Source organism: Rhizobium sp. 01T437, from assembly GCF_056398505.1.
The window spans coordinates 152802-172488 of record NZ_JBFTPM010000010.1 but is presented as its reverse complement, the minus strand read 5'-3'; the positions used below and the strand labels follow the sequence as shown (position 1 = coordinate 172488).

Sequence of the window (19687 nt, the reverse complement as noted above, 5' to 3'; positions counted from 1 at the left end):
ATCATAATGTAAAGGCTGATATCCAGGAGGAACCGAATGAAGGGCATGCTTGACGACTTCCGGATATTCGAGCCCTATCCGGGCATATTCGCCTATTATGACGGGCGCATCGCCGGCAAGCGGCTCTATTCGGAAGGGCCGAACTGGCTCGACGATGGCGCCTTCAGCCTCGGCATCGCATCCTATGCGATCGTCGATGGCAATGAGGCGCTGGTCTACGACACCCACATAAGCCTAGACCATGCCCGCGCCATCCGCGCCCATCTGGAAGCGCGAGACATATCGAAGATCATGGTCGTCCTCAGCCATTTCCACAACGACCATATCGCCGGCAACGAGGTATTTGCCGATTGCATCATCGTCGCGAATGGCGCGACCGCCCGGCTTCTCGAAGCGGAAAAACCGCTCATCGCCGCCCGCCTGCCGAAGATCGATCCTGTCATCATGCCGAACAGCCTGTTCGACGGCAACCGGTCGATCACGGTCGGAAGCCGCGCGATTGAACTTCACGAGTTCAACATCCACAGTCCCGATGCGACGATCCTATGGCTGCCTGAGGAGCGGCTTCTGTTTGCCGGCGACACACTCGAAGACACCGTCACCTACATAACGGATGCTGCCGCCCTGCCGCAGCATCTGGAAGAACTGAAACGTCTGCGCTCCTTTCCCATCGCCCGTATCCTCCCCTGCCATGGCGATCCGGATCGTATTTTCGCAGGCGGCTACGAGCCTTCCTTCATCGACGCGACGATCCGGTATGTCGAGGCGATGAGTGACGAGGCGCCAGAGCCGGAGATCTGGCGCAAGCCTCTGGCCGAAGCGGTCAGCGAGGATGTGAAAAGCGGCGCGCTGATCTACATCCCCGCCTATGAAGATGTGCATGCCTCCAATATCGCATTGCTGAAGACCTTCCGAGAAAGGTGAGGCGTTTACGAACGCTCTCCAACGGCATCCACGACGCTGACGGACCCGACCTGGGAGATGAACCGGATTTACGGAGCATCCTTGAACAAGAGGCACGTGGGATCAGACTGACGTTTCGGGTTCATGCAGGCCATGCTGGTCTGCAATCTCACGCTGATGTGCAATTCGATCGAGCCTCTGCCCCGACCCATCGCGTGATGGTCTTGATGAGATTCGAACTGCCAGACCGGGAACTTCTAAGACCATTGTCGTTCACGCACCGAAGGGATCCACCAACACCTTGCACTGGGTGGTTCGTTTGCGGAGAGCTTCAAAAACGTGGGGCAGGTCGTTCAGCGAGACTGTTTCGGAAATAAGATTCTGCGGCGCGTACCGGCCGGAATCCAACGCGTCGATGGCGGCCGCGAATTCGCGCATATTGAAGAACACCGACATAATGACGTTGACCTCTTTGGAAATTGCCCGGAAGCTGTCCAAATGGTCGCGCGCGGTACAAAGGCCCAGCACGACTACCTTGCCGCGAGGCCGGACGAGCTCGATACAGTGGTCGATGAGACCCGGCTTGCCAACACATTCGAAGACGATATCAGGCGGACCACCGAGAGCGGCCTCGACATTGGCTGCCTGATCGGGGTCGGCGGTGACAAAGACGCTGGCACCGACGTCCATCGCACGCGCTTCCTGATGACGATGGATGTCGGTGACGGCGACGGCCCCTGCTCCCAGTCTGCGCGCCCAGAAGGCGACTGCAAGTCCGATAGCGCCTGCACCCACGATCAGCACGCGGTCGCCCGGCCCCATGGCAGCCCGCATCAGCCCATGCAGGGCCACAGACAGCGGTTCCGCCAGTGCGCCATCGGCAGTGCGAATGCCCCAAGGCAGTTTACGGCACTGCCGGCCGGCAACGGCGGCATATTGTGCATAGCCGCCGCCGATCAACGCCATGCTATCGCACCAGGCCGGTTCCCCCTTCAGGCAGTTCGAACAATGGCCGCAGCCACGATTGGGCGCGACCGTCACCTGGTCGCCGACCTTGAAGGCTCCAGCCTTTGAGCCAACCTCGATCACTTCGCCGGAAAATTCGTGGCCGAGAATGTCGCCGGGCGCGACGCGAAAGACTGGATCCTCGGTCATATGGAGGTCTGAACCGCAAATGCCGCAGCGGCAGACTTTTAGCAGAAGATAATCTGTCTTTGGTTTCGGGTCCTCCGCTTCCATGATCTTGAGCGGCGCGCCGAGCCGGTCGAAAAGTGCAGCCTTCATCATGTCAGTTCCTACCTTCGTCGGATTGCCGGATTAGTTTGCGCCCAACAGGAAACCAGGCCGCATCGAAGAACCGGCAATAAAGCCCCCAGATACCGCTCCGGGCGTAGAGCGCCATGAACAGAGTGAGGATGCCGAGGACCACCATGTAGATCGCGCCATACTGGCTGAAATAGCGGTCGGCAAAGAAGTAGATCAGAGCGCCGATGATCGGACCCTCGATCGAGCCGATGCCCCCGACCATGACGATAAAGATGCAGATCGAGGCCCAATTCGGATCATAGCCAGATGACGGTGTAATCCTCAGCTGCGCCAAATAGTAGATTGCGCCCGCAAGCCCCGTGCCTACAGCTGCTGCAACATAGATCAGGAAGCGTAGGCGCTTCACGTTGACGCCCTGGCTTTCGGCGGCGACTGGATTGTCGCGCATGGCAGTCAGGGCCAACCCGTAACGAGAACGAAGCAGCAGATAGCTGCCGCCGACTGTCACCAGCAGCATGATCACGCATAGCGTTATGATCGCGACTTCGCGCTCATGCAGACTATATTTGGCGAGCACGCGAAGCGTGAGACCCGCGCCGGCATTGACGTAATCGAGATTGCTGGTCAACAGCCGCAAGGCCTCGGCCACGACCCAGGTCCCGATCGAAAAATACGGGCCGTCCAGCCGGTGCAATAGACCATAGGTCGGCACGGCGAGTAGAGCCGGCAGGGCGAGGCAGAGTCCGACGGCGAGGAACGGGTTGACGCCGAAGTTTGAGGCCAGGACGAACATGAAGTAAGCAGAAGCGCCGATGAATGCCTGCTGGCCGACCGACACCAGCCCGGCATAGCCGGCAAGCAGGTTCCACATCTGGGCGATGGCAATCAGACAAGAAAGCTCGATTGCCCAGCGGATGCTGCCCGAACCGGCCCACCATGGCATGGCGAGCATGGCAACGAGAACGAGAACGGCGATCGTCTGAGCTACCCTGCTCGACAGGGTGTGCCGGTCAACCCGAGCCGGCGCAAAAGCTCTCTTCATCGTCTCACCTGTCGTGGCCTGCAAGATCGTTTGGTTCATGACGGGTTACCTTTTCGAAATCAGGCCTTGCGGGCGGGTCGCGAGCACGAGCAGAAAAACCAGATGGCCGGCAAGAATTCCCCAACCCGAGTCGAGCCGGAACCCCACGGCCTGGGAGATGCCGAGCACCATCGATCCAAGGAAAGCTCCCCAGATCGAGCCCATCCCGCCGATGATCACGGCTTCGAAAGCGTAGATCAGTTGCGCCGGACCGTCGGCCGGCGAAACGGTGGAGCGCAAGGACTGGAAGACGGCGGCAAAACCCAGGATGCCGACGGAGAGCGCCGTCGCCAGGGCGTATACCTTGCGCGGGTTCACACCGCTGATAGCCGCCGCCTCGGTATCGGCGGCGGACGCGCGCAGCGCACGGCCGAACCGCGTAGAGCGCAACATCAGATCGATGCCCGCGGTGAGAAGTGTGGCGACCAGCAGTACGATCAGCGGAAGGACCCCGAGGTAGAGCCCGGCCACGTTGACCGACGCCGCCTCGATGCCCCCGCCCGGCAGCGAACGCGTGTCGGCCGACCAGATCTGCAGCATCAGGTTCTGGAGCGCGATAGACAGGCCGAACGTCGCGATCAGCGATGGTAGAGGATCGTCACCGAGGACGCGATTGAGAATGAGGCGCTGCAACAGCCAACCCACGGCCGCGGCCATCGGGATTAGCAGGATCATTAGCGTAAACGGCCCGAAACCGAGGATGCCCGCAAGCGAGATTCCGATCAGTGCGAGCAGGATGACCAGGTCGCCATGCGCGATGTTGACGATGCGCATCACACCGAACATGAGCGCCATGCCAAGCGCGTATTGGGCATACATGCCCCCCAGCAATATCCCTTGGATGACGGCGTCAAGCCACTGCATGATTTGCTCCAAAATAGGCCCGTGCGACATCCTCCCGCGAGACATCGGCGGAATCTCCCGAGAGCGTGATCCTGCCCTCCAGAAGGCAATAGAGCCTGTTGGACGCGGCCAACGCCCGCGACACGTCCTGTTCGACGAGGATCACCGCCGTGCCCGCTTTGGTTATGGCCGGCATGGAATCGTAGATCTCACCGATGACCTTGGGAGCCAGCCCAAGCGATATCTCGTCACAAAGTAGCACCTCCGGCTGGCTGAGCAGCGCGCGGCCTATGGCCACCATCTGCTGCTGGCCGCCAGACATCTTCTCAACCAACCGCTTTCGCATGGAAGCCAGGGCCGGAAAGAGATCGAGGACGCGCTGCATCGTCCAGGTCGCCGTGCCGTTCCTGCGGCCATGATCGAGCGCCACCAGGAGATTGTCCTCGACCGTCATGCCTGCAAAAAGCCGGCGGCCTTCGGGTACCATGGCAAAGCCTTTCTGAACCATCTGATATGGTGCGCTGCCACCTACCGACACGCCGGCATGGCGAATCATCTCCTGGTTGCTCGGCAACAAGCCCATAATGGTCTTCAGCAAAGTCGATTTGCCGGCGCCGTTGGCGCCGATCAGGGCAACCACCTCGCCGCGCATGACCTCGAAGTCCACCGAGAAGAGTGCCTGGAAATCACCGTATCCGGTGCAGAGCCCGTGGGTGGATAGGATCGGTACTTCAGTCGTCATGCTTCAATCCCCATATAGACCCGGCGGACATTGGGATCGGCGATGACTGCTTGCGGGCTGCCTTCAGCAATCTTCTCCCCGAAATTCAGCACCATCATCCGGTCGGCTGCGGCCATGATTGCGTTCAGCACGTGCTCGATCCAGATAACCGTGACGTTGCGGCGACGAACCTTCTTCACCAGATCAACCAGGACATGCGATTCATGCTCGGTCAGGCCACCAGCGATCTCGTCGAGCAGCAGCAGCTTCGGATCGCTTGCCATTGCGCGTGCCATTTCCAGACGCTTGCGATCGAGCAGCGTCAGCGAGCCTGCGGTCTTGTTGGCCTTGTCGGCTAGCCCGCAATCCTCGAGGATCTCAGCGCAATGACCGTTCGCACTTTTCTCCGAGCGGGACGCACCGAACATCGCCGCGACCATCAGATTCTCAAATGTCGTCATGCCCCCGTAGGGCTTGGGAATCTGGTAGGTACGACCTATGCCGCGCTTGCAGCGCTTGTAGGGCGGCTCGTGCTGCAAGATGGAGCCAGCGAACAAGAGTTCGCCGGCATCCAGTTTCAGATCGCCGCTGATCAGGTTGAAGAGCGTCGTCTTGCCTGCGCCATTCGGTCCCAGGATACCCAAGACCTGATTGGTGCGCACCTCGAAGCTTACGTCCTGGACAACACGAATGGCGCCGAAGGACTTGGAAACGCCCACTGCGCTGAGGAGCACTTGATCATCCATGGTGATGTCAATCTTCTCGCTCAGGACCAGTTGAGCAGGGACAGCTTCTGTTCCGGCGCGATCAGCTTTGAGACCGCGTTGTCGACGATCTTCAGGTCATAGGGGTATTTCGCGCCCTTCACCCACTGGCCGCCGAAGATCGGCGTCTTGCAGATGTTTGGGTGCGGACCACCGCTGAACTTGATGGGGCCGACAACAGTGTTGAGATCGGTCGTCTTCGCCGCGTCGCGGATCGAAGCGCGGTCGCGCGGGTCTTCGGCGCGCTTGAGCGTGTCCACGACAACTTCCCAGAGCGCATGTGCATAGCCGAGCGGCTGGATCCACTGCTTGTTTTGTGAGCTTTCCCATTCATTCGCGATGTCGGCGCTGTTTTGGCCCGTCAGCGACGATTTGAAGGTGAAAGCCGGCGTCCACCAGACCTCCGTCGACATCCCTTCGCCAAGCGGACCCATGGCCGCGATACCTGATGGGAAGAGCAGCGCCGCAGCCACCGTCACCACCTTGGGCCTGTAATTCTGCTGGCTGCATTGGGTGATGAAGGTCTTGAGATCCGAGGGGTAGGTGATGCCGCCGATGATATCGCACTCCTGCGCCTTGTATTCGGCAATCTGGGCGGAGAAATCGTTGGTGCGCGGCTGGAACATTGACGGGATCACCGTCGTGAAGCCTTCCTTTTGCACCGTCGGCGGCAGGCCATAGTCGTTGTTGCCCCAGGTTTCCCCATCGGCATTGCGCGGAAACAGCATCCCCACCTTCTTGTTGGTCTCGACCGATTTCCACAGACCAACGAATGTAGCAAGCGCATCTTCGAGGCCCCAGAAGAAATGGTAGTTCCACTCGAAGGGCTTCTCGGCGCCGCCACGCGGCATGACGAAAGCCTGCCAGGGTGCGGCGGTCGAGATCGAGGGACACCCGTAGAGTTCGGCCTGATCCGCCACCGGATTGTTGATATCGGTGGTCGAGGCCGGAATGATCAGGTGCACCTCATCGTTAAGGATGAGATTGCCGGCAATTTCGGCGGCCTTGTTAGGGTTGGACTGGGCGTCGTGGGGAATGATCTCGATATCGTATTTCTTCCCCTTGTTCTCAATGCCCCCGGCCAGCAGCGCACGCATCTTGTCAAGTGTGTAGCTGTCGGCCTCACCGAAGGGCGCCAGCGGCCCCGTCATCGGCGAGACGAAGCCAATCTTGATCGTGTCGGTCGTGCCTGCCCGCAGGACGGCGGGCATGGCGAGCGTGGCGGCCGCGGTGCCCATAGACTTGAGTGCGGTGCGGCGGCTTATGCCGCCTTTCAGAAATTCGATCCTGCTCATTGTGTTCTCCTCCACTTGTTTGTTGTTTCACGCCGTCACGCTGCCTCCCGCAGCCCGTGGCGTGAATTGAATGGCGTCCTCGGCGGGCCTGAGAACCAGGCCTCCGTCGATCACGATATGCGCACCTGTGACATAGGATGATGCAGGCGAGGCGAGATAGAGCGCCAAACCCTTGATCTCCGAGGTTTCGGCAACCCGGCCGAGGGCCGACCACATGCTGAACGCCTTGCGGTCCTCCTCGAACCGCATTCGGCCGCCGGCAATATTGGTGATGAAAGGACCCGGCGCGATGGCATTGACAAGAATGCGGTGACGGCCGAGCTCCATCGCTGCCTGACGGACGAGATGGGCGACACCTGCCTTTGCCGGCATATAAGGCGTGCCAACGATGCCGTCATTGTAGAGGGCGGCGACGGAGGATGTTGCGATGATCCGGCCTCCGCCAGTGCGCTTCATGTGGCGGGCAGCGAGCTTGATCGTGTTGTAAACGCTCGTCAGGTTCGTGGCGATTACTTCGTCCCAATGATTGTCATTGAGGTTGTCGATCTCGCCATCGGGATTGCGGTCTCCGTCTGGTGTGAGGAAGCCAGGGCCGGCATCGATGCCCGCATTGGCGAACACCACGTCGATCCTGCCATGGCGTTTGACCACTTGATCGAAGGCGAACGCCATGGCCGGGCGGTCGGTAACGTCCACCCGCATGCCCCAGACATTGCCACTGCCCCGCGAGAGTTCTCCAACCGTGCGGTCGAGCTCGCTCTGGTTCATATCGAAAATACAAACGCGCGCCCCCCCATCTGCGAGCACTTCCGCATAGGCACGGCCGAGACCCGAGGCGCCACCAGTGACGATTGCTGACTTATCCGATACGTCGAACATTTCCTGAAGCGACATGCTTCCTCCCGATGCTGCAATTCTCAAGGGGTTTACGAAGGATCAGATGAACATCTGCTCGTTGATCTTCAGACCTTTTTCCCTGCAGTAACTGGTGTAGTGTTCGATGAACCAGAACACATCCGCGGTGAAGGTGAACTTGGCGTCGTCGTCGAAAAACTCGATAGGCCCATTGATCCAGAAGAGCGCCTTCATGCCGTTGGGATCGTCTGAGTAGAGCGTGTGCGCCGAGCCCGGCAGCTCGTAGACGAAATCACCCGGACGCGCCGTCCAGTCATATTCGTAATAGCCCCACGAACCCTCGAGCGTGACCGCCGAGACTACGCCGCGATGCTTGTGGGTGCCGATCCGACCGCCGCCTTTGACCCAGAGGATGTTGGCAACGGAATTGGTACGCACATCGAAACAGAGATGTTTGATTGCGGCGGAATCGCCGAAAGGCACCCACGGTGTCGAAGCGTCGTCGCCGGGAATATGGGCGCCGTCGCGGGCAAAACGGCGGATGGCCTCCTCGTACGGCTCTTCGGGCAATTTCACGATTTTCGGTCGTTCGTTCATGGAAATCTCCTCCGAATATTTTCCATCCGACAACTGCAACGAAGCTTAGGAAGCGGCCAAAAATCCCGTCAAATTCTTTCTTTCAGAGATTTCTGCGCGGAGGGTGTCATCGATAGCACCCGTTGAAACTGTTATGGAAAATCGCATTTCGAACGCTCGTTGTTGCGATGCCAACGCCTCATGATGCGCTGCAGAATTTATCAAATGGCAAATTCCACTTGCTCAAATCATAAACTCGAGCACTCTGACGGCGGGGAGCCCGCATAGATTTAGAGTGGACCGTCAGGGGAGGATGCATTCATGAAACTTGCCGTAAACCAGGAGTCCCTGCTCGATCGGGGCGGCAATCCGACGATCCGGGAATTCCTGAGCAAGCTCACCTACAATCCCGTCGACGGCACGATCAAGCTCAACGAGCGTCGTCTGATCATGCAGCGCGCCACCTCACGCGGCGCGCTAAGAGACGAGCTTGTCCGCCGGTATGGTCGTGATGACGCCTTTGTCATTCTGACCCGCCTGGGCTATCTGGCAGGCAAGGAAGATGCCGAGTTCATTCGACAGGCATGGCCGGCACTTGATCAGGGTGACGCATTCACAGCCGGGACCAGGCTTCACATGCTGAAGGGCGAGGTTCGCGTTGAAACGGTGCATAACGACTTCGACTTCAAAAAGGGTAAGTTCTCGGGTGAGTTCTTTTGGAATGACAGCATAGAAGCCACCGAATATCTCGAGCGCCACAATATCGCTCATGAATCCATGTGCTGGACGCAGGTCGGCTACGCCGCCGGCTATGCTTCCCATTTCTTCGGCAAGCTGATCGTCTACAAAGAGATTCAGTGTATCGCGCGCGGTGACAAACGCTGTCGTGTGGTTGGCAGGCCGGCGGAGGCATGGGACAAAGACGACGAGACGGTCCGGCTCTATCGCCGCCACGTTTTGGCTGAGGGAAAGCCGTCCACGCTCCAACCGCAGGCGATGCGGACGACGACAATACAGCAGGATGGGCACGATGGTGGACACGACACCTCGGATCCGGTCGCCGCCATCCTTCTGGAGCCGGTGCGGCAGCGCCTGGAGCAGATCGTCCAGATGGCGAATATCCCCGTTTTGATAACCGGTCCCTGCGGCAGCGGAAAATGCATGGCCGCACGTCATATCCACGATGCCGTTCACGGTACCGCGGCGCGGTTCGAAAGCTTTTCCTGTTCTGCGATTGCCGATGGCAACCTGTCCGACATGATGGCTGCCCAGCAGCGCCGCGGCCGCAAGTCGGCGGCAGGCGGGGAAGCTGCAACAACGATCGTGCTGCAAGATATAGAGGGGCTGAGCGAGGCGGCCCAGCTTGAAATCGTCGAAATGCTTTCCGGCCGAAGAAGAAGGCAAGAAAACAGTCTTCATTCGAGACTTATTGCGACCTCAACCCTCTCTCCCCAGGAGTTGGCGAGCCTGCCACATCTCCGCAAAGATCTGCTCTATTCGTTCATGGCTCTGCCCGTCGCCATGCCTGCGCTTGCAAGTCGGCCCCACGACATCGGCCGTCTGGCCGAAGCCATCATCAGGTGTTTGGCGCCCGGATACGGCAAGAGCCAGCCTATGCTGGCAGAGGATGCCACGGCATGGCTCAAGGCGCTTCCATTGCCGGCAAACCTGCTCGAACTCGAAGCATTAATGCGTGGAGCAATTCTGACCGCGAAGCAAGATCGGGTGACTGCATCGACGCTCGAAACCGTGGCCGGGGATATGGGAATGCTGCCACAGCCTCTAGCGACAGACAAAGCCCTGGCGGTCGTTCTGGCGCAGACAATCGAGCAAGGTGGCTTTTCCATCGATGATCTTAACCGCCAGATCTACCAGATGACCATCCGGCAAGCAGATGGCAACGTAGCACGGGCAGCCCGTATGCTCGGGCTCAGTCGGGCCCAGTTCGCCTATCGGCTGGGTCAGATCAGCAACGGCAGGGGCCGCTGAAGCAAAGCTGCCGCTGCCAATTCCCAGGCTATGAGCGATTTCGGCGGGTGCTTCAATCCAAAAACGTCTTCCTCAAGCGATGAATATGAGCAGCACCGATGCCGCAGCAGCCACCGATTATTGTCGCACCCGCTTCGACCCAGGAACAGGCATAACGCGAATAGGCATCGTCATTGAGATCGTTGCGGGTGTCGTGCAGGCCTTCATTGGCGGCTGCGTCGCCCTGTTCCCCTTCGAAGGCATTGGCATAGACGCCGATTTCGAGGTGAGCGTCCACCTTCCGGAACGCGCGCACTGCCGTCTCCACGGCCGATTGCATGACTTCGGGCTTGCTGCAATTGAACAGGAGGGCTTCAGCACCCGATGACGCCGCCCAGAATGCCGCGTCCTCGACCCTTTCGTTGGAGCGGAGCTTCGCTTCTCCACCCTTTATGGCTGCCTCGTCATCCGCCGCGGTGAAGGAAATCCAGAACGGCTTGCCTGATGTCGCCACCGCCTTGCGGACAGCCTCTGCCTCGGCAATCAGGCTCAACGTCTCGCCGAGCCATATGTCGACGAAGGGGCCGAGGTTTTCGACAAGCACCTCGAGATAATCCTGCACCCGCGAAGGCTGAAAGTTCTGCGGCTCGTACGAGCCGAAGATCGGCGGCAGCGAACCGGCGACCAGCACCTTCCGATCCGTGACGGCATCGGCTGCCTCACGCGCCAGGCGACCTGCGAGACGGATCAGCGCCGGCCCTTCCTTCCAAAACCGGTCCTCGCCGATGTGAAAGGGCACGAGCGCATAGCTGTTTGTCGTAACGACCTCAGACCCGGCGGCGATGAATTCCTGGTGTACCTTGCGCACGATATCCGGCGAGTTGATCAGCGCCAATGCCGACCATTCCGGTTGTTTCAGTTCCGCGCCCAGCCGCAGCAGCTCGCGGCTCATGCCGCCATCGAGAATTCGGGTCGTGCTCATGAAGAGGTCTCCATTCAGGCTGTCGCACCGTCACCGGCAGCGGGCTTTTCATAACAAAGTGGGCAAGGTGCACATGGTTCGTGCGCAAGCGAGTTCATGGCCAGACCTTTTCCATCGGCCTAACGACGAACCGGCACCTGCGCTTCGAAACCTCGAAAGACGCGGGCGATCACTGCGGTCAGGGCGAGATAGAAGAGGGTGACGACCAGCAGCGGTTCATAGACGAGCAGCGTGTCCTGCCGAACCTTGTTTGCCACAGCATAGAGATCCATCACCGTCACCGTAAAGGCGAGCGGCGTCGCCTTGAGCTGCATGACGATCTCTCCCGCAATGGTCGGCAGGGCAATGCGAATGGCGCGCGGCAGCCAGATGCGGCGGGTCAGTTTCCAGGGCGACAGGCCGAAGGCCCGGCCGGCTTCGAGCTCGCCCTTAGGGACGGCAAGCAGCGCGCCGCGCAACACCTCTGCCTCATAGGCGGCATAGTTCAGCGTGAAACTGACGGCGGCAAAGAAGAAGCCCTCGCGCAAGACTGGCCAGAACAGGCTCTGGCGGATGCCGGGTATCATGGGGAGCAGCGAGCCCACGCCGTAGTAGAGAAGCCACAGCTGTATCAATAAAGGTGTGCCACGGAAGAAGGTGCAGTAGCTGCGGGCGAGCAGCCGCGTCAGCCTGCCGCCGCTGACCTGCGCGAAGGCGAGACCAATGGCGATGACGAAGCCGAACACCACGGAAATCACCAGCAGGCAAACCGTCTGCCAGGCGCCCGTCAGAAGCAGCGGCCAATAGGAAGAGATCCAGGTGAAACTCATAGGGCGCTTTCTTCAGGCAAGGCGCGGCTGCCCTCGCCGTACCCGTCCCTCGATCAGTTTGACGATGACGTTGGAAACGAGCGTGATGGCGAGATAGAGAAGGGCCGAGGCAAGGAAAAAGACGAAGTAGTGTTTGGTGCTTGCCCCGGCAAGGCGGGTGGCGAGCGCCAGCTCCTGATAGCCGACGACCGCGACCAGCGCGCTGTCCTTGGTGACCGACATCCAAAGATTGGCAAGACCCGGCAGGGCGTTTGGCAGGAGCGCCGGCAGCAAGACCCGGCGGAACCTCAGCACCGGTCCCATGCCGAAGGCCTTGGCGGCATCGATCTGGCCGACAGGAATGGCGAGGATCGCGCCGCGCAGCACCTCCGTCATGTAGGCACCCTGCACGAAGCCCAGCACCATGACGGCCGCGACGAAGCCGTTCACATTGACCGGTGGCAGGTCCAAGGCGGCCAGGAGCCGGTTCAGGCCATCGGTGCCGGCATAATAAAGCCCGATGATCAGGATCAGCTCCGGAACGGCGCGGATCACCATGGTGTAGAAATCGAGCAGCAAGCAGAGCCCGCGATTGCCCGAAAGCTTTCCAAGCGCACCACCCGTGCCGAGCAGCAGGCCGATCGTGAAGGCGCAAGCCGAGATGGCGACCGTGGAGACTGCACCTGCCAGAAGAACGCCGCCCCATCCCGGAGGATAGGGAGACAGCAGGTCCAGAATACCTTGTTGCGTGGTCGCCATTATCAGGACTGCTTACTTTGCGCCGTAGATGTCGAAATCGAAGTATTTCTTGGTGATGGCGTCATACTGGCCGCTGGCCCGGACGGCAGCGATGGCCGTGYTCAGCTTGGCTCTCAGCTCCGTGTCTTCCTTGCGCAGGCCACCCGAAACGCCAGCGCCGAGAATTTCCTTGTCGTCGGCGACGTCACCCATCTTGGCGCAGCAATCCTTGCCGCCATCGCTCTTGAGGAAAGCGTCAAGCGCCAGTGAATCGCCAAAGACATAGTCGATACGGCCGGAGGCGAGATCCTGAAAAGCCTCGTCGAGCGTCTGGTAGGTTTTTTCTTCCGCAGCCTCGGCGAAATACTTCTTGTAATATTCCGACTGGATCGTCGACACCTGGATGCCGATGGTCTTGCCCTTCACGTCCTCGGCAGTGGCGCCCGGCTTCTGGTCCTTGGGACCGATCAAGGTGCTCGGCGTGTTGTAATATTTGTCGGTGAAGTCGATCACCTTCGAGCGTTCCGCGGTGTTCGACATCGACGACCAGATCACGTCGAACTTCTTGCTCTGGAGGGCCGGAATGAGACCATCCCAGGAAATGTCGACGATCGAGCATTTCTCCTTCATCTCTTCGCAAACGGCATTCATCAGGTCGATTTCCCATCCCTGCCATTGGCCCGACGCGTCCTTGGCGAAGAAGGGCGGATAGGATTCGTTCATGACGCCGAAGCGGACTTCGGCCTGTGCGGTGACGGCGGAAAGCACGAGTGCCGCGCCGGCGAAAAGCGTGGGGAGCAGTTTCATTCGCAGGATTCTCCTGGTTTGTGTTGTCGACGAGAGTTCGCGCATCAGTGGGCGCGCAGACCGGTAAATTCCCGGCAGCGGGCGCTCACCGGCGCCCCGAATATCTGCTCCGGCGGACCTTCTTCCTCGATCCGTCCCTGATGCAGAAAGAGAACACGGCTCGAGACATCCCTGGCGAAGCGCATTTCATGCGTGACGATCAGCATGGTCCGGCCTTCTTCCGCGAGATCACGGATGACCTTCAGAACTTCGCCGACCAGCTCCGGATCAAGCGCCGATGTCGGCTCGTCAAACAGCATGACATCAGGGTCCACGCAGAGCGCTCTTGCGATTGCCGCCCGCTGTTGCTGACCACCGGATAAGAAAGCGGGATAGACGTCACGTTTGTCGAAGAGCCCGACCTTGTGGAGCAGTGCTTCTCCCTTTTCGATTGCCTCACGCCGCGAAATGCCCATGACGTGCACCGGCGCCTCGATGACGTTTTCCAGCACCGTCCGATGGGCCCAGAGATTGAAACTCTGGAAGACCATCCCGAGCCCGGTCCGCAGCCGCTCGATCTGCCGCCAGCTGCGCGGCTGCAGCCGTCCGCCCCGACCGATCTTCAGCGCAATCTCCTCGCCGTTGACCGCAACCCGGCCACGATCCGGCATTTCCAGGAAATTGATGCATCGGAGGAAGGTGCTCTTGCCGGAGCCCGACGAACCAATGATCGAAATCACATCGGACTTGTGGGCCTCAGTCGAAATGCCCTTGAGAACCTGTTGCGTGCCGAAGCTTTTATGGAGATCTTCGACGCGAAGAGCAGGAAAGGGTTGATCCGACATGCATGGTTCCGGCTGAACTGAATTTGCGAAGGATAATGATAAAATAACGCGGTTTTTTCGCGCAATTTTCATCCATTATGCATATTTTATGCAAAATAATCTTCCCCGTGCGGCAAATGCGGCAGAATGCGTGAAGTGTCGCGGCAAGAATTGGACTGGACAATGGAACAACTGGATCGTTTTGACCGTGACATTCTCGATATCGTTCAGCGCGACTGCCAGCTGAAAGCCGAAACGATCGCCGAACGGGTCGGGCTATCGGTCTCGGCCGTGCAGAGGCGGTTGAAGCGCCTGCGCGAGGAAGGGATCATCAAGGCGGAGGTGGCCGTCGTCGACCGCAAGGCGACGGGGACATCGATGGTGTTCATCGTCGGGATGGAGATCGAGCGGGACAATTACGACGCGCTGGCGAAGTTCCGCCTCTGGGCAGAGAAGCAGGATCACATACAACAGGTCTATTACGTCACAGGTGCGGTCGATCTGATCGCGATCGTCACCGCCCGCGACGTCGAGCACTATGACGACATCGCGGCCCTGATCATGGCGGAAAACCCGCAGATCCGCCGCATGCACACGAATGTCGTGCTGCGAGACGTCAAGCTCGGCCTGTTCGTCCCGCTGGAATAGCGTGCAAGCAACGGTCCCACCACCCCGTTTGGTTTGGGCAGCGGAGAGGTCCCAGTTAGCACCGGCCTTTTATTGGGTGACAATCAAGGCTCAATAGACCTGACAGTTCATTCCTCGGGCACGCCCTCAAGAAGGCCATCATAGACATCCATGAGCGCGTTGGTGATCGCCTGACCCAGCGCGTTTCCGGCTTGGCGAACATCGTCATCGGTGCCGTCCCGCGCTGCCCTCGCAAGCTCGAAGCCCTGGTCGCCAACGATTTGCTTGGCCATTTCGATTGCCCATAGTCCGAAATCGCCGCGGTTATCGATCTTGATTGTATCGTTCATGCGCCGGGCTCCTGTGATCAGCTGCGAGGATTTACCCACTCACGCCAGGAAAGGCCAGCCTTCGACGTGGCGTGATCTGTCCAGGATCGGACGTTCTTGTGAACTACGACATTTATTCCGCTGGTTGTCGCAAGGAGCCCAGAGGAAGTCAAAAGCGCAGCGATGGCTTGGCGGATCGTTCGATCCAAGGATTTTCTGCGGTGAATTCGTTTATGGCGATCTTGAAAAGCTCCGGGGACCATGCAGGTTTGACGGCGCTTTGCTCCAATCCGATTTTTTCAAGATTATTGTCGATTTGCGAAAGGCTGCTTCGTTGTCAATATGAGCGGGCTTGTTCAGCGGCAATGGTGCCGGCGTCTCGCTACCGGAGGATCTTCCCATGCGTTTCATGTCTATCGTCACATCTACCGATTTCATGCATCCGACGCCGGAGCTTGGCGAGGCTATCGGCAAGCTTGCCGATCGGGAAATCAAGGCCGGCCGCATGCTCGACACCGCAGGGCTGATGCCGCTCGCGACCGGTGCCCGCGTCACGATCCGTGAGGGCAAGCTGAATGTGATCGACGGGCCTTTCGTCGAGGCCAAGGAGGTCGTCGGCGGTTATGCGATCTTCGAGCTGCAAAGCAAGGAGGAGGCCGTGGCGCTGGCGGTCGAGTTCATGCAGCTGCACAAGGATCTCATGCCCGGCTGGGAAGGCACGTGTGAAGTGCGCGCCTATTTTGAACCGGGTGCGGAGGGGATCTGCGACCCGCTCGCCGAAGCAAGGGCATGATCCTGTCGACCTGTAATCGGGACGGACGATCGTGACGGTCGCCGGCACCCATCAAACGATCCTGGCGGTCTGGCGGATCGAACAGCCGCGGCTTATCACCAGCCTGGCACGATTGCTGCGCGACGTGCCGCTGGCCGAGGATCTTACCCAGGAAACGCTAACTGTAGCCCTGGAACGATGGCCGAAGACGGGAATCCCCGAGCGGCCCGGCGCATGGCTCATGACCACTGCCAAGCGTCGGGCGCTCGATCATCTGCGGCATCGCCGGATGCTGGATCAGAAGCACGAGATGATTATTTGGGAAATGGAAGCAGAAGAGCAGATCATGCCCGATCTAGACACGCCTCTGGATGACGATATCGGCGATGAAATGTTGCGCCTGATATTCACCGCGTGCCATCCGCTGATCTCGCGCGAGGCGCGTGTGGCTCTGGCCTTGCGGATGATCTGCGGCCTGACGACACCAGAAATCGCCCGGGCATTTCTGGTGACGGAAGCGGCGATCGCCCAACGCATCGTCCGCGCCAAGAAGACGTTGTCGGAATCGGGGCTGGGCTATGAGACGCCGCATGGCGAGCAGCTGTCGCAACGTCTCGCCTCGGTGCTGGAGGTCATCTACCTGATCTTCAACGAGGGTTACACGGCTGCCCGCGGCGACAACTGGTTTCGGCTGCAATTGTGCAATGAGGCGCTGCGGTTGGGCCGGGTCTTAACGTCCGTGGCACCGCAGGAGCCGGAGGCGCACGCTTTGCTGGCATTGATGGAGCTGAACGCGTCCCGTACTGCGGCGCGCACGGACGCTGCCGGCAATCCGATCCTGCTGCTCGAACAAAATCGCGGCCGCTGGGATCAGTTGCAGGTTCAGCGCGGGTTGAAGGCGTTGATACGGACACAGGAGCTTGACGGGGCTGGCGGGATTTATGCCCTGCAGGCCGCGATCATCGCATGTCACGCAAAAGCGATGAGCGCCGATGAAACCGATTGGAGGCGGATCGCCGATCTCTATGCTGAACTTGCTGGGCTTCTGCATTCGCCGATCGTCGAACTCAATCGAGCCGTGGCCATCGGCATGGTCGAGGGCCCCAAGGCGGCACTGGACATCATTGAAAACCTGCGCGATGAGCCTGCATTGAAGAACTATCATCTTCTGCCCAGCGTCCGCGGCGATCTTCTTTATAAGCTTGGCCGATACGACGAAGCGGGGCGAGCCTTTGAAGCGGCAGCAGCGCTTGCCGAAAATAAGAGGGAGCGTGATTTCCTCATGCGCCGTGCTGGCGAAGCTGCCACCGCAGCGAAGGGTTGATCCGGCTGAGAGGCAGCTCTTTTTGCCCTAAGCTATTCCACAGCCTGAAGGCGGCCCCATCGGTCTCCGCTTTCCCGACGATCAAATCTTATTGGGCTTTTTCCGGATGGACTCTGCTGCAACGGTTGACGCCCCTTGCCCGGATAATGATGCGCGAGGTGGAAGATCCGGTGAGCTTACAAGTCTTCCTCAGAACGTAGGTCTAGGTGATTTCGGGTTGCGTGCCAGTGATAAAACTGCGCGCAACGGCCGAAATCGCATCGGCAACCTTCGACATGGATCCGAGATGCGGAGAGCGCAGCATCACGACGTCCAGCTGCAGATCCTGGTCGCTGATGTTGACCCTCTCGATGCCATGTGGCGGCGAGCTTTCAAACAGGCGCCTGGGCATCAACCCGAGGCCGAAGCCCCTGCGCACCAGCGCGAGCTGCATGCCCGCATCCTCAATTTCGGCCGCAATCGTCAAGGGCTGGCGCTGGCCGGCCAACAACTCTGCGAGACAACGGCGGGCGTCGCAGGGTTCTGGGCTTAATATCCACGTCCTGTTCGCTGGATGATCGGCGCTGCCGGTCCCGCTGGCGCCGATGACGATCAGTTTTTCGTCTCCGATATTTTCGGCGTGCGGATATCGGGAGCGCTCAGACAACACGATGGCGGCATCGAGATGCCCCAGCCGGAACTGCTCGACAAGTTCCTGGCTCCATTGCGATTTCAGCCGCATCGAGACCTTCGGAAACCGTGCCGTCGCCGAACCGAGTTCTCCGGCGAGACTGTCATGCGCAAGGCCCTTGGCCACGCCGAGCCGGAAAAGGCCATGCGCCTCCGGCGCCGACACGACGGCCTTCATGTTCTCGAAAGCAGCGAGAATATCGCGGCTACGGGCCAGCACTTCACGTCCTGCCGGCGTCAGAACCGGCGGCTTCTGCCGACGGTCGAGCAGCGTGACGCCGAGCGCCTGTTCAAATCTCTGGATCTGACGACTGACGGCTGGCTGGGTCAGCGGCAGACGTTGCGCGACCCTTTGAACCGATCCTTCATCGGCAAACATCACGAATGTCCGCATCTCGTCAAACATGTTTACTCCACATAATTATTTTGCATATTATGAATTTGAGTATCACAGAGATCAAGGTCATTTTGCGGGCACGGATAAATCAGCCCGGAGAAATTTCATGAAAGCGATCGTCCTCAACGAGGCAGGCAGCCTCGACAATCTGACACTGGAAGAGCGCCCGATGCCACAGCCCCAGCGCCAGGAAATCCTGATCCGCGTCAAAGCAACGGCACTCAACTATCGGGATCTCGAAATTGCGCAGGGACATTATCATACGGCATTCAGGCTGCCGCTCATCCCCTTGTCGGACGGCGTCGGCGAGGTGATTGCCGTCGGTAGTGACGTAACTCGTTTCAAAATCGGCGACAGGGTCTGCAGCACGTTCTGGCAACGCTGGACCGGCGGCTCCTTTCGGATGGCAGAACCGTCCTACCAACGCGGCGGCCCGCTCGACGGGCTTCTTTCGGAATATGCAATTCTCGATGAACAAGCAGCCGTTTTCGCGCCGCGCAATCTGAGCGATATTGAAGCGTCGACCTTGCCGTGCGCCGCCGTTACGGCGTGGCAAGCCCTTGTAACGGAGGGGCACATCAGGGCCGGAGAAACCGTTCTTGTCCAGGGAACCGGTGCCGTATCGCTTTTTGCACTGCAGTTCGCCCGCGCGAGCGGCGCTCGTGTGATTGTCACCTCCAGCAGCGACGAAAAGCTGGAACGCGCAAAGGGTCTCGGTGCATTTGGTGGGATCAACTATCGGCGCACACCGGAATGGTCTGCCGCCGTTCTCGATATGACTGATGGTCGTGGCGTCGACCACATCATCGAGGTCGGAGGACCACAGAGCTTTGAGCAGTCGCTAAAGGCAGCATCCCGTCGCGGCCAGATCAATGTGATCGGCTACCTTGGTGGCTCGCAGGGCACGATCAATCCTCTCGACATCTTTCGAAAGCAAATAGACGTTCGCGGCATTCCCGTAGGATCGCGTGAATCCTTCGAAGCCATGAACCGAGCCATAGAAGCCCTCGACCTCAAGCCGGTAATCGATCGCGTATTCGATTGGGCAGACGCTGCAAATTCGATGCGCTATTTCTCAGCCGCTTCCCGTTTCGGAAAGGTTGTGCTGCAACTCGCCGGATGAAGCCTGCTGCGGTCGTCACCTTTTGCTTGACTGGAACGGCCCCGTTACCGAAGTCC

Annotated in this window: 21 protein-coding genes; 6 read left to right on the top strand and 15 right to left on the bottom strand. The window is 59.5% G+C overall.

From position 1 onward, the window contains the following. The first annotated feature begins 36 nt into the window (after positions 1-36). A complete protein-coding gene (locus AC1DM5_RS21870; RefSeq protein ID WP_477975596.1) occupies positions 37-924 on the top strand; it encodes an MBL fold metallo-hydrolase in 888 nt (295 codons plus the stop codon). Positions 925-1176: 252 nt separating this feature from the next. Here the strand turns inward: AC1DM5_RS21870 and AC1DM5_RS21865 are convergent, their stop codons facing one another. The 8 genes from AC1DM5_RS21865 to AC1DM5_RS21830 are packed head-to-tail and all read right to left on the bottom strand — an operon-like array spanning position 1177 to position 8325. Continuing rightward, positions 1177-2190, bottom strand: a complete 1014-nt coding sequence (locus AC1DM5_RS21865; protein ID WP_477975594.1) for a zinc-dependent alcohol dehydrogenase — start codon at positions 2188-2190, stop codon at positions 1177-1179. A gap of 1 nt (position 2191) precedes the next feature. Beyond that, positions 2192-3250: a branched-chain amino acid ABC transporter permease gene (locus tag AC1DM5_RS21860; protein WP_477823190.1), complete on the bottom strand. Its 1059-nt coding sequence runs from the start codon at positions 3248-3250 to the stop codon at positions 2192-2194. 6 nt (positions 3251-3256) lie between these two features. Next, the gene (locus AC1DM5_RS21855) at positions 3257-4114 is read right to left on the bottom strand and encodes a branched-chain amino acid ABC transporter permease (RefSeq protein WP_477823189.1); all 858 of its coding nucleotides are present in this window, start codon (positions 4112-4114) and stop codon (positions 3257-3259) included. Then, complete coding sequence (locus AC1DM5_RS21850; protein WP_477975592.1) at positions 4101-4835, bottom strand: ABC transporter ATP-binding protein; 735 nt, start codon at positions 4833-4835, stop codon at positions 4101-4103. Before AC1DM5_RS21850 ends, AC1DM5_RS21855 begins: the two co-directional genes overlap by 14 nt. Then, positions 4832-5560 (bottom strand): ABC transporter ATP-binding protein, encoded by a 729-nt coding sequence (locus AC1DM5_RS21845; protein ID WP_477823187.1) that lies wholly within the window; start codon positions 5558-5560, stop codon positions 4832-4834. Before AC1DM5_RS21845 ends, AC1DM5_RS21850 begins: the two co-directional genes overlap by 4 nt. Positions 5561-5580: 20 nt before the next feature. Next, positions 5581-6873 (bottom strand): ABC transporter substrate-binding protein, encoded by a 1293-nt coding sequence (locus tag AC1DM5_RS21840; protein WP_477823186.1) that lies wholly within the window; start codon positions 6871-6873, stop codon positions 5581-5583. A gap of 27 nt (positions 6874-6900) precedes the next feature. Then, the gene (locus tag AC1DM5_RS21835) at positions 6901-7767 is read right to left on the bottom strand and encodes an SDR family NAD(P)-dependent oxidoreductase (protein ID WP_477823185.1); all 867 of its coding nucleotides are present in this window, start codon (positions 7765-7767) and stop codon (positions 6901-6903) included. Between the two features lie 42 nt (positions 7768-7809). Continuing rightward, positions 7810-8325 carry a 2,4'-dihydroxyacetophenone dioxygenase family protein gene (locus AC1DM5_RS21830; protein ID WP_477823184.1) on the bottom strand — a complete coding sequence of 172 codons (516 nt, stop codon included), beginning with the start codon at positions 8323-8325 and terminating at the stop codon, positions 7810-7812. Positions 8326-8625: 300 nt separating this feature from the next. Here AC1DM5_RS21830 and AC1DM5_RS21825 point away from each other — a divergent pair, with 300 nt between their 5' ends. Then, complete coding sequence (locus AC1DM5_RS21825; protein WP_477975590.1) at positions 8626-10293, top strand: XylR N-terminal domain-containing protein; 1668 nt, start codon at positions 8626-8628, stop codon at positions 10291-10293. Between the two features lie 52 nt (positions 10294-10345). Here the strand turns inward: AC1DM5_RS21825 and AC1DM5_RS21820 are convergent, their stop codons facing one another. The 5 genes from AC1DM5_RS21820 to AC1DM5_RS21800 all read right to left on the bottom strand — a co-directional run bounded on the left by AC1DM5_RS21820 (position 10346) and on the right by AC1DM5_RS21800 (position 14411). Further along, entirely contained in the window at positions 10346-11254 is a 909-nt protein-coding gene (locus AC1DM5_RS21820) for a homocysteine S-methyltransferase family protein (RefSeq protein ID WP_477975588.1), read from the bottom strand. A 119-nt stretch (positions 11255-11373) separates the two neighbouring features. Further along, positions 11374-12063, bottom strand: coding sequence for an ABC transporter permease (locus tag AC1DM5_RS21815; protein WP_477975586.1), 690 nt, complete (start codon positions 12061-12063; stop codon positions 11374-11376). A gap of 12 nt (positions 12064-12075) precedes the next feature. Then, the gene (locus AC1DM5_RS21810) at positions 12076-12801 is read right to left on the bottom strand and encodes an ABC transporter permease (protein ID WP_477975584.1); all 726 of its coding nucleotides are present in this window, start codon (positions 12799-12801) and stop codon (positions 12076-12078) included. Between the two features lie 12 nt (positions 12802-12813). Continuing rightward, positions 12814-13587, bottom strand: coding sequence for a transporter substrate-binding domain-containing protein (locus tag AC1DM5_RS21805; RefSeq protein WP_477975582.1), 774 nt, complete (start codon positions 13585-13587; stop codon positions 12814-12816). A gap of 44 nt (positions 13588-13631) precedes the next feature. Next, complete coding sequence (locus tag AC1DM5_RS21800) at positions 13632-14411, bottom strand: ABC transporter ATP-binding protein (RefSeq protein WP_477823179.1); 780 nt, start codon at positions 14409-14411, stop codon at positions 13632-13634. Positions 14412-14573: 162 nt separating this feature from the next. On the opposite strand from AC1DM5_RS21800, the gene AC1DM5_RS21795 reads away from it, so the two are divergent. Further along, a complete protein-coding gene (locus AC1DM5_RS21795; protein WP_007821983.1) occupies positions 14574-15038 on the top strand; it encodes an Lrp/AsnC family transcriptional regulator in 465 nt (154 codons plus the stop codon). A 107-nt stretch (positions 15039-15145) separates the two neighbouring features. Here AC1DM5_RS21795 and AC1DM5_RS21790 read toward each other — a convergent pair whose 3' ends face one another. Continuing rightward, a complete protein-coding gene (locus AC1DM5_RS21790) occupies positions 15146-15367 on the bottom strand; it encodes a hypothetical protein (RefSeq protein ID WP_442206588.1) in 222 nt (73 codons plus the stop codon). A gap of 379 nt (positions 15368-15746) precedes the next feature. On the opposite strand from AC1DM5_RS21790, the gene AC1DM5_RS21785 reads away from it, so the two are divergent. Beyond that, positions 15747-16139: a YciI family protein gene (locus tag AC1DM5_RS21785; RefSeq protein ID WP_113320821.1), complete on the top strand. Its 393-nt coding sequence runs from the start codon at positions 15747-15749 to the stop codon at positions 16137-16139. Between the two features lie 31 nt (positions 16140-16170). Beyond that, a complete protein-coding gene (locus AC1DM5_RS21780; RefSeq protein ID WP_477975580.1) occupies positions 16171-17442 on the top strand; it encodes an RNA polymerase sigma factor in 1272 nt (423 codons plus the stop codon). A gap of 202 nt (positions 17443-17644) precedes the next feature. Here the strand turns inward: AC1DM5_RS21780 and AC1DM5_RS21775 are convergent, their stop codons facing one another. Continuing rightward, positions 17645-18517, bottom strand: a complete 873-nt coding sequence (locus AC1DM5_RS21775; protein ID WP_477975578.1) for a LysR family transcriptional regulator — start codon at positions 18515-18517, stop codon at positions 17645-17647. On the opposite strand from AC1DM5_RS21775, the gene AC1DM5_RS21770 reads away from it, so the two are divergent. Next, positions 18516-19631, top strand: coding sequence for a zinc-dependent alcohol dehydrogenase family protein (locus tag AC1DM5_RS21770; RefSeq protein WP_477975576.1), 1116 nt, complete (start codon positions 18516-18518; stop codon positions 19629-19631). The two genes, AC1DM5_RS21775 and AC1DM5_RS21770, sit on opposite strands and share 2 nt — an antisense overlap. Positions 19632-19687: the final 56 nt, after the last annotated feature.

Coding starts and splice junctions, on each gene's coding strand:
- AC1DM5_RS21870 (WP_477975596.1), top strand. CDS start 37: ATGAAGGGCATGCTTGACGACTTCCGGATATTCGAGCCCTATCCGGGC.
- AC1DM5_RS21865 (WP_477975594.1), bottom strand. CDS start 2,190: ATGATGAAGGCTGCACTTTTCGACCGGCTCGGCGCGCCGCTCAAGATC.
- AC1DM5_RS21860 (WP_477823190.1), bottom strand. CDS start 3,250: ATGAACCAAACGATCTTGCAGGCCACGACAGGTGAGACGATGAAGAGA.
- AC1DM5_RS21855 (WP_477823189.1), bottom strand. CDS start 4,114: ATGCAGTGGCTTGACGCCGTCATCCAAGGGATATTGCTGGGGGGCATG.
- AC1DM5_RS21850 (WP_477975592.1), bottom strand. CDS start 4,835: ATGACGACTGAAGTACCGATCCTATCCACCCACGGGCTCTGCACCGGA.
- AC1DM5_RS21845 (WP_477823187.1), bottom strand. CDS start 5,560: ATGGATGATCAAGTGCTCCTCAGCGCAGTGGGCGTTTCCAAGTCCTTC.
- AC1DM5_RS21840 (WP_477823186.1), bottom strand. CDS start 6,873: ATGAGCAGGATCGAATTTCTGAAAGGCGGCATAAGCCGCCGCACCGCA.
- AC1DM5_RS21835 (WP_477823185.1), bottom strand. CDS start 7,767: ATGTCGCTTCAGGAAATGTTCGACGTATCGGATAAGTCAGCAATCGTC.
- AC1DM5_RS21830 (WP_477823184.1), bottom strand. CDS start 8,325: ATGAACGAACGACCGAAAATCGTGAAATTGCCCGAAGAGCCGTACGAG.
- AC1DM5_RS21825 (WP_477975590.1), top strand. CDS start 8,626: ATGAAACTTGCCGTAAACCAGGAGTCCCTGCTCGATCGGGGCGGCAAT.
- AC1DM5_RS21820 (WP_477975588.1), bottom strand. CDS start 11,254: ATGAGCACGACCCGAATTCTCGATGGCGGCATGAGCCGCGAGCTGCTG.
- AC1DM5_RS21815 (WP_477975586.1), bottom strand. CDS start 12,063: ATGAGTTTCACCTGGATCTCTTCCTATTGGCCGCTGCTTCTGACGGGC.
- AC1DM5_RS21810 (WP_477975584.1), bottom strand. CDS start 12,801: ATGGCGACCACGCAACAAGGTATTCTGGACCTGCTGTCTCCCTATCCT.
- AC1DM5_RS21800 (WP_477823179.1), bottom strand. CDS start 14,411: ATGTCGGATCAACCCTTTCCTGCTCTTCGCGTCGAAGATCTCCATAAA.
- AC1DM5_RS21795 (WP_007821983.1), top strand. CDS start 14,574: ATGGAACAACTGGATCGTTTTGACCGTGACATTCTCGATATCGTTCAG.
- AC1DM5_RS21790 (WP_442206588.1), bottom strand. CDS start 15,367: ATGAACGATACAATCAAGATCGATAACCGCGGCGATTTCGGACTATGG.
- AC1DM5_RS21785 (WP_113320821.1), top strand. CDS start 15,747: ATGCGTTTCATGTCTATCGTCACATCTACCGATTTCATGCATCCGACG.
- AC1DM5_RS21770 (WP_477975576.1), top strand. CDS start 18,516: ATGTTTACTCCACATAATTATTTTGCATATTATGAATTTGAGTATCAC.
- AC1DM5_RS21775 (WP_477975578.1), bottom strand. CDS start 18,517: ATGTTTGACGAGATGCGGACATTCGTGATGTTTGCCGATGAAGGATCG.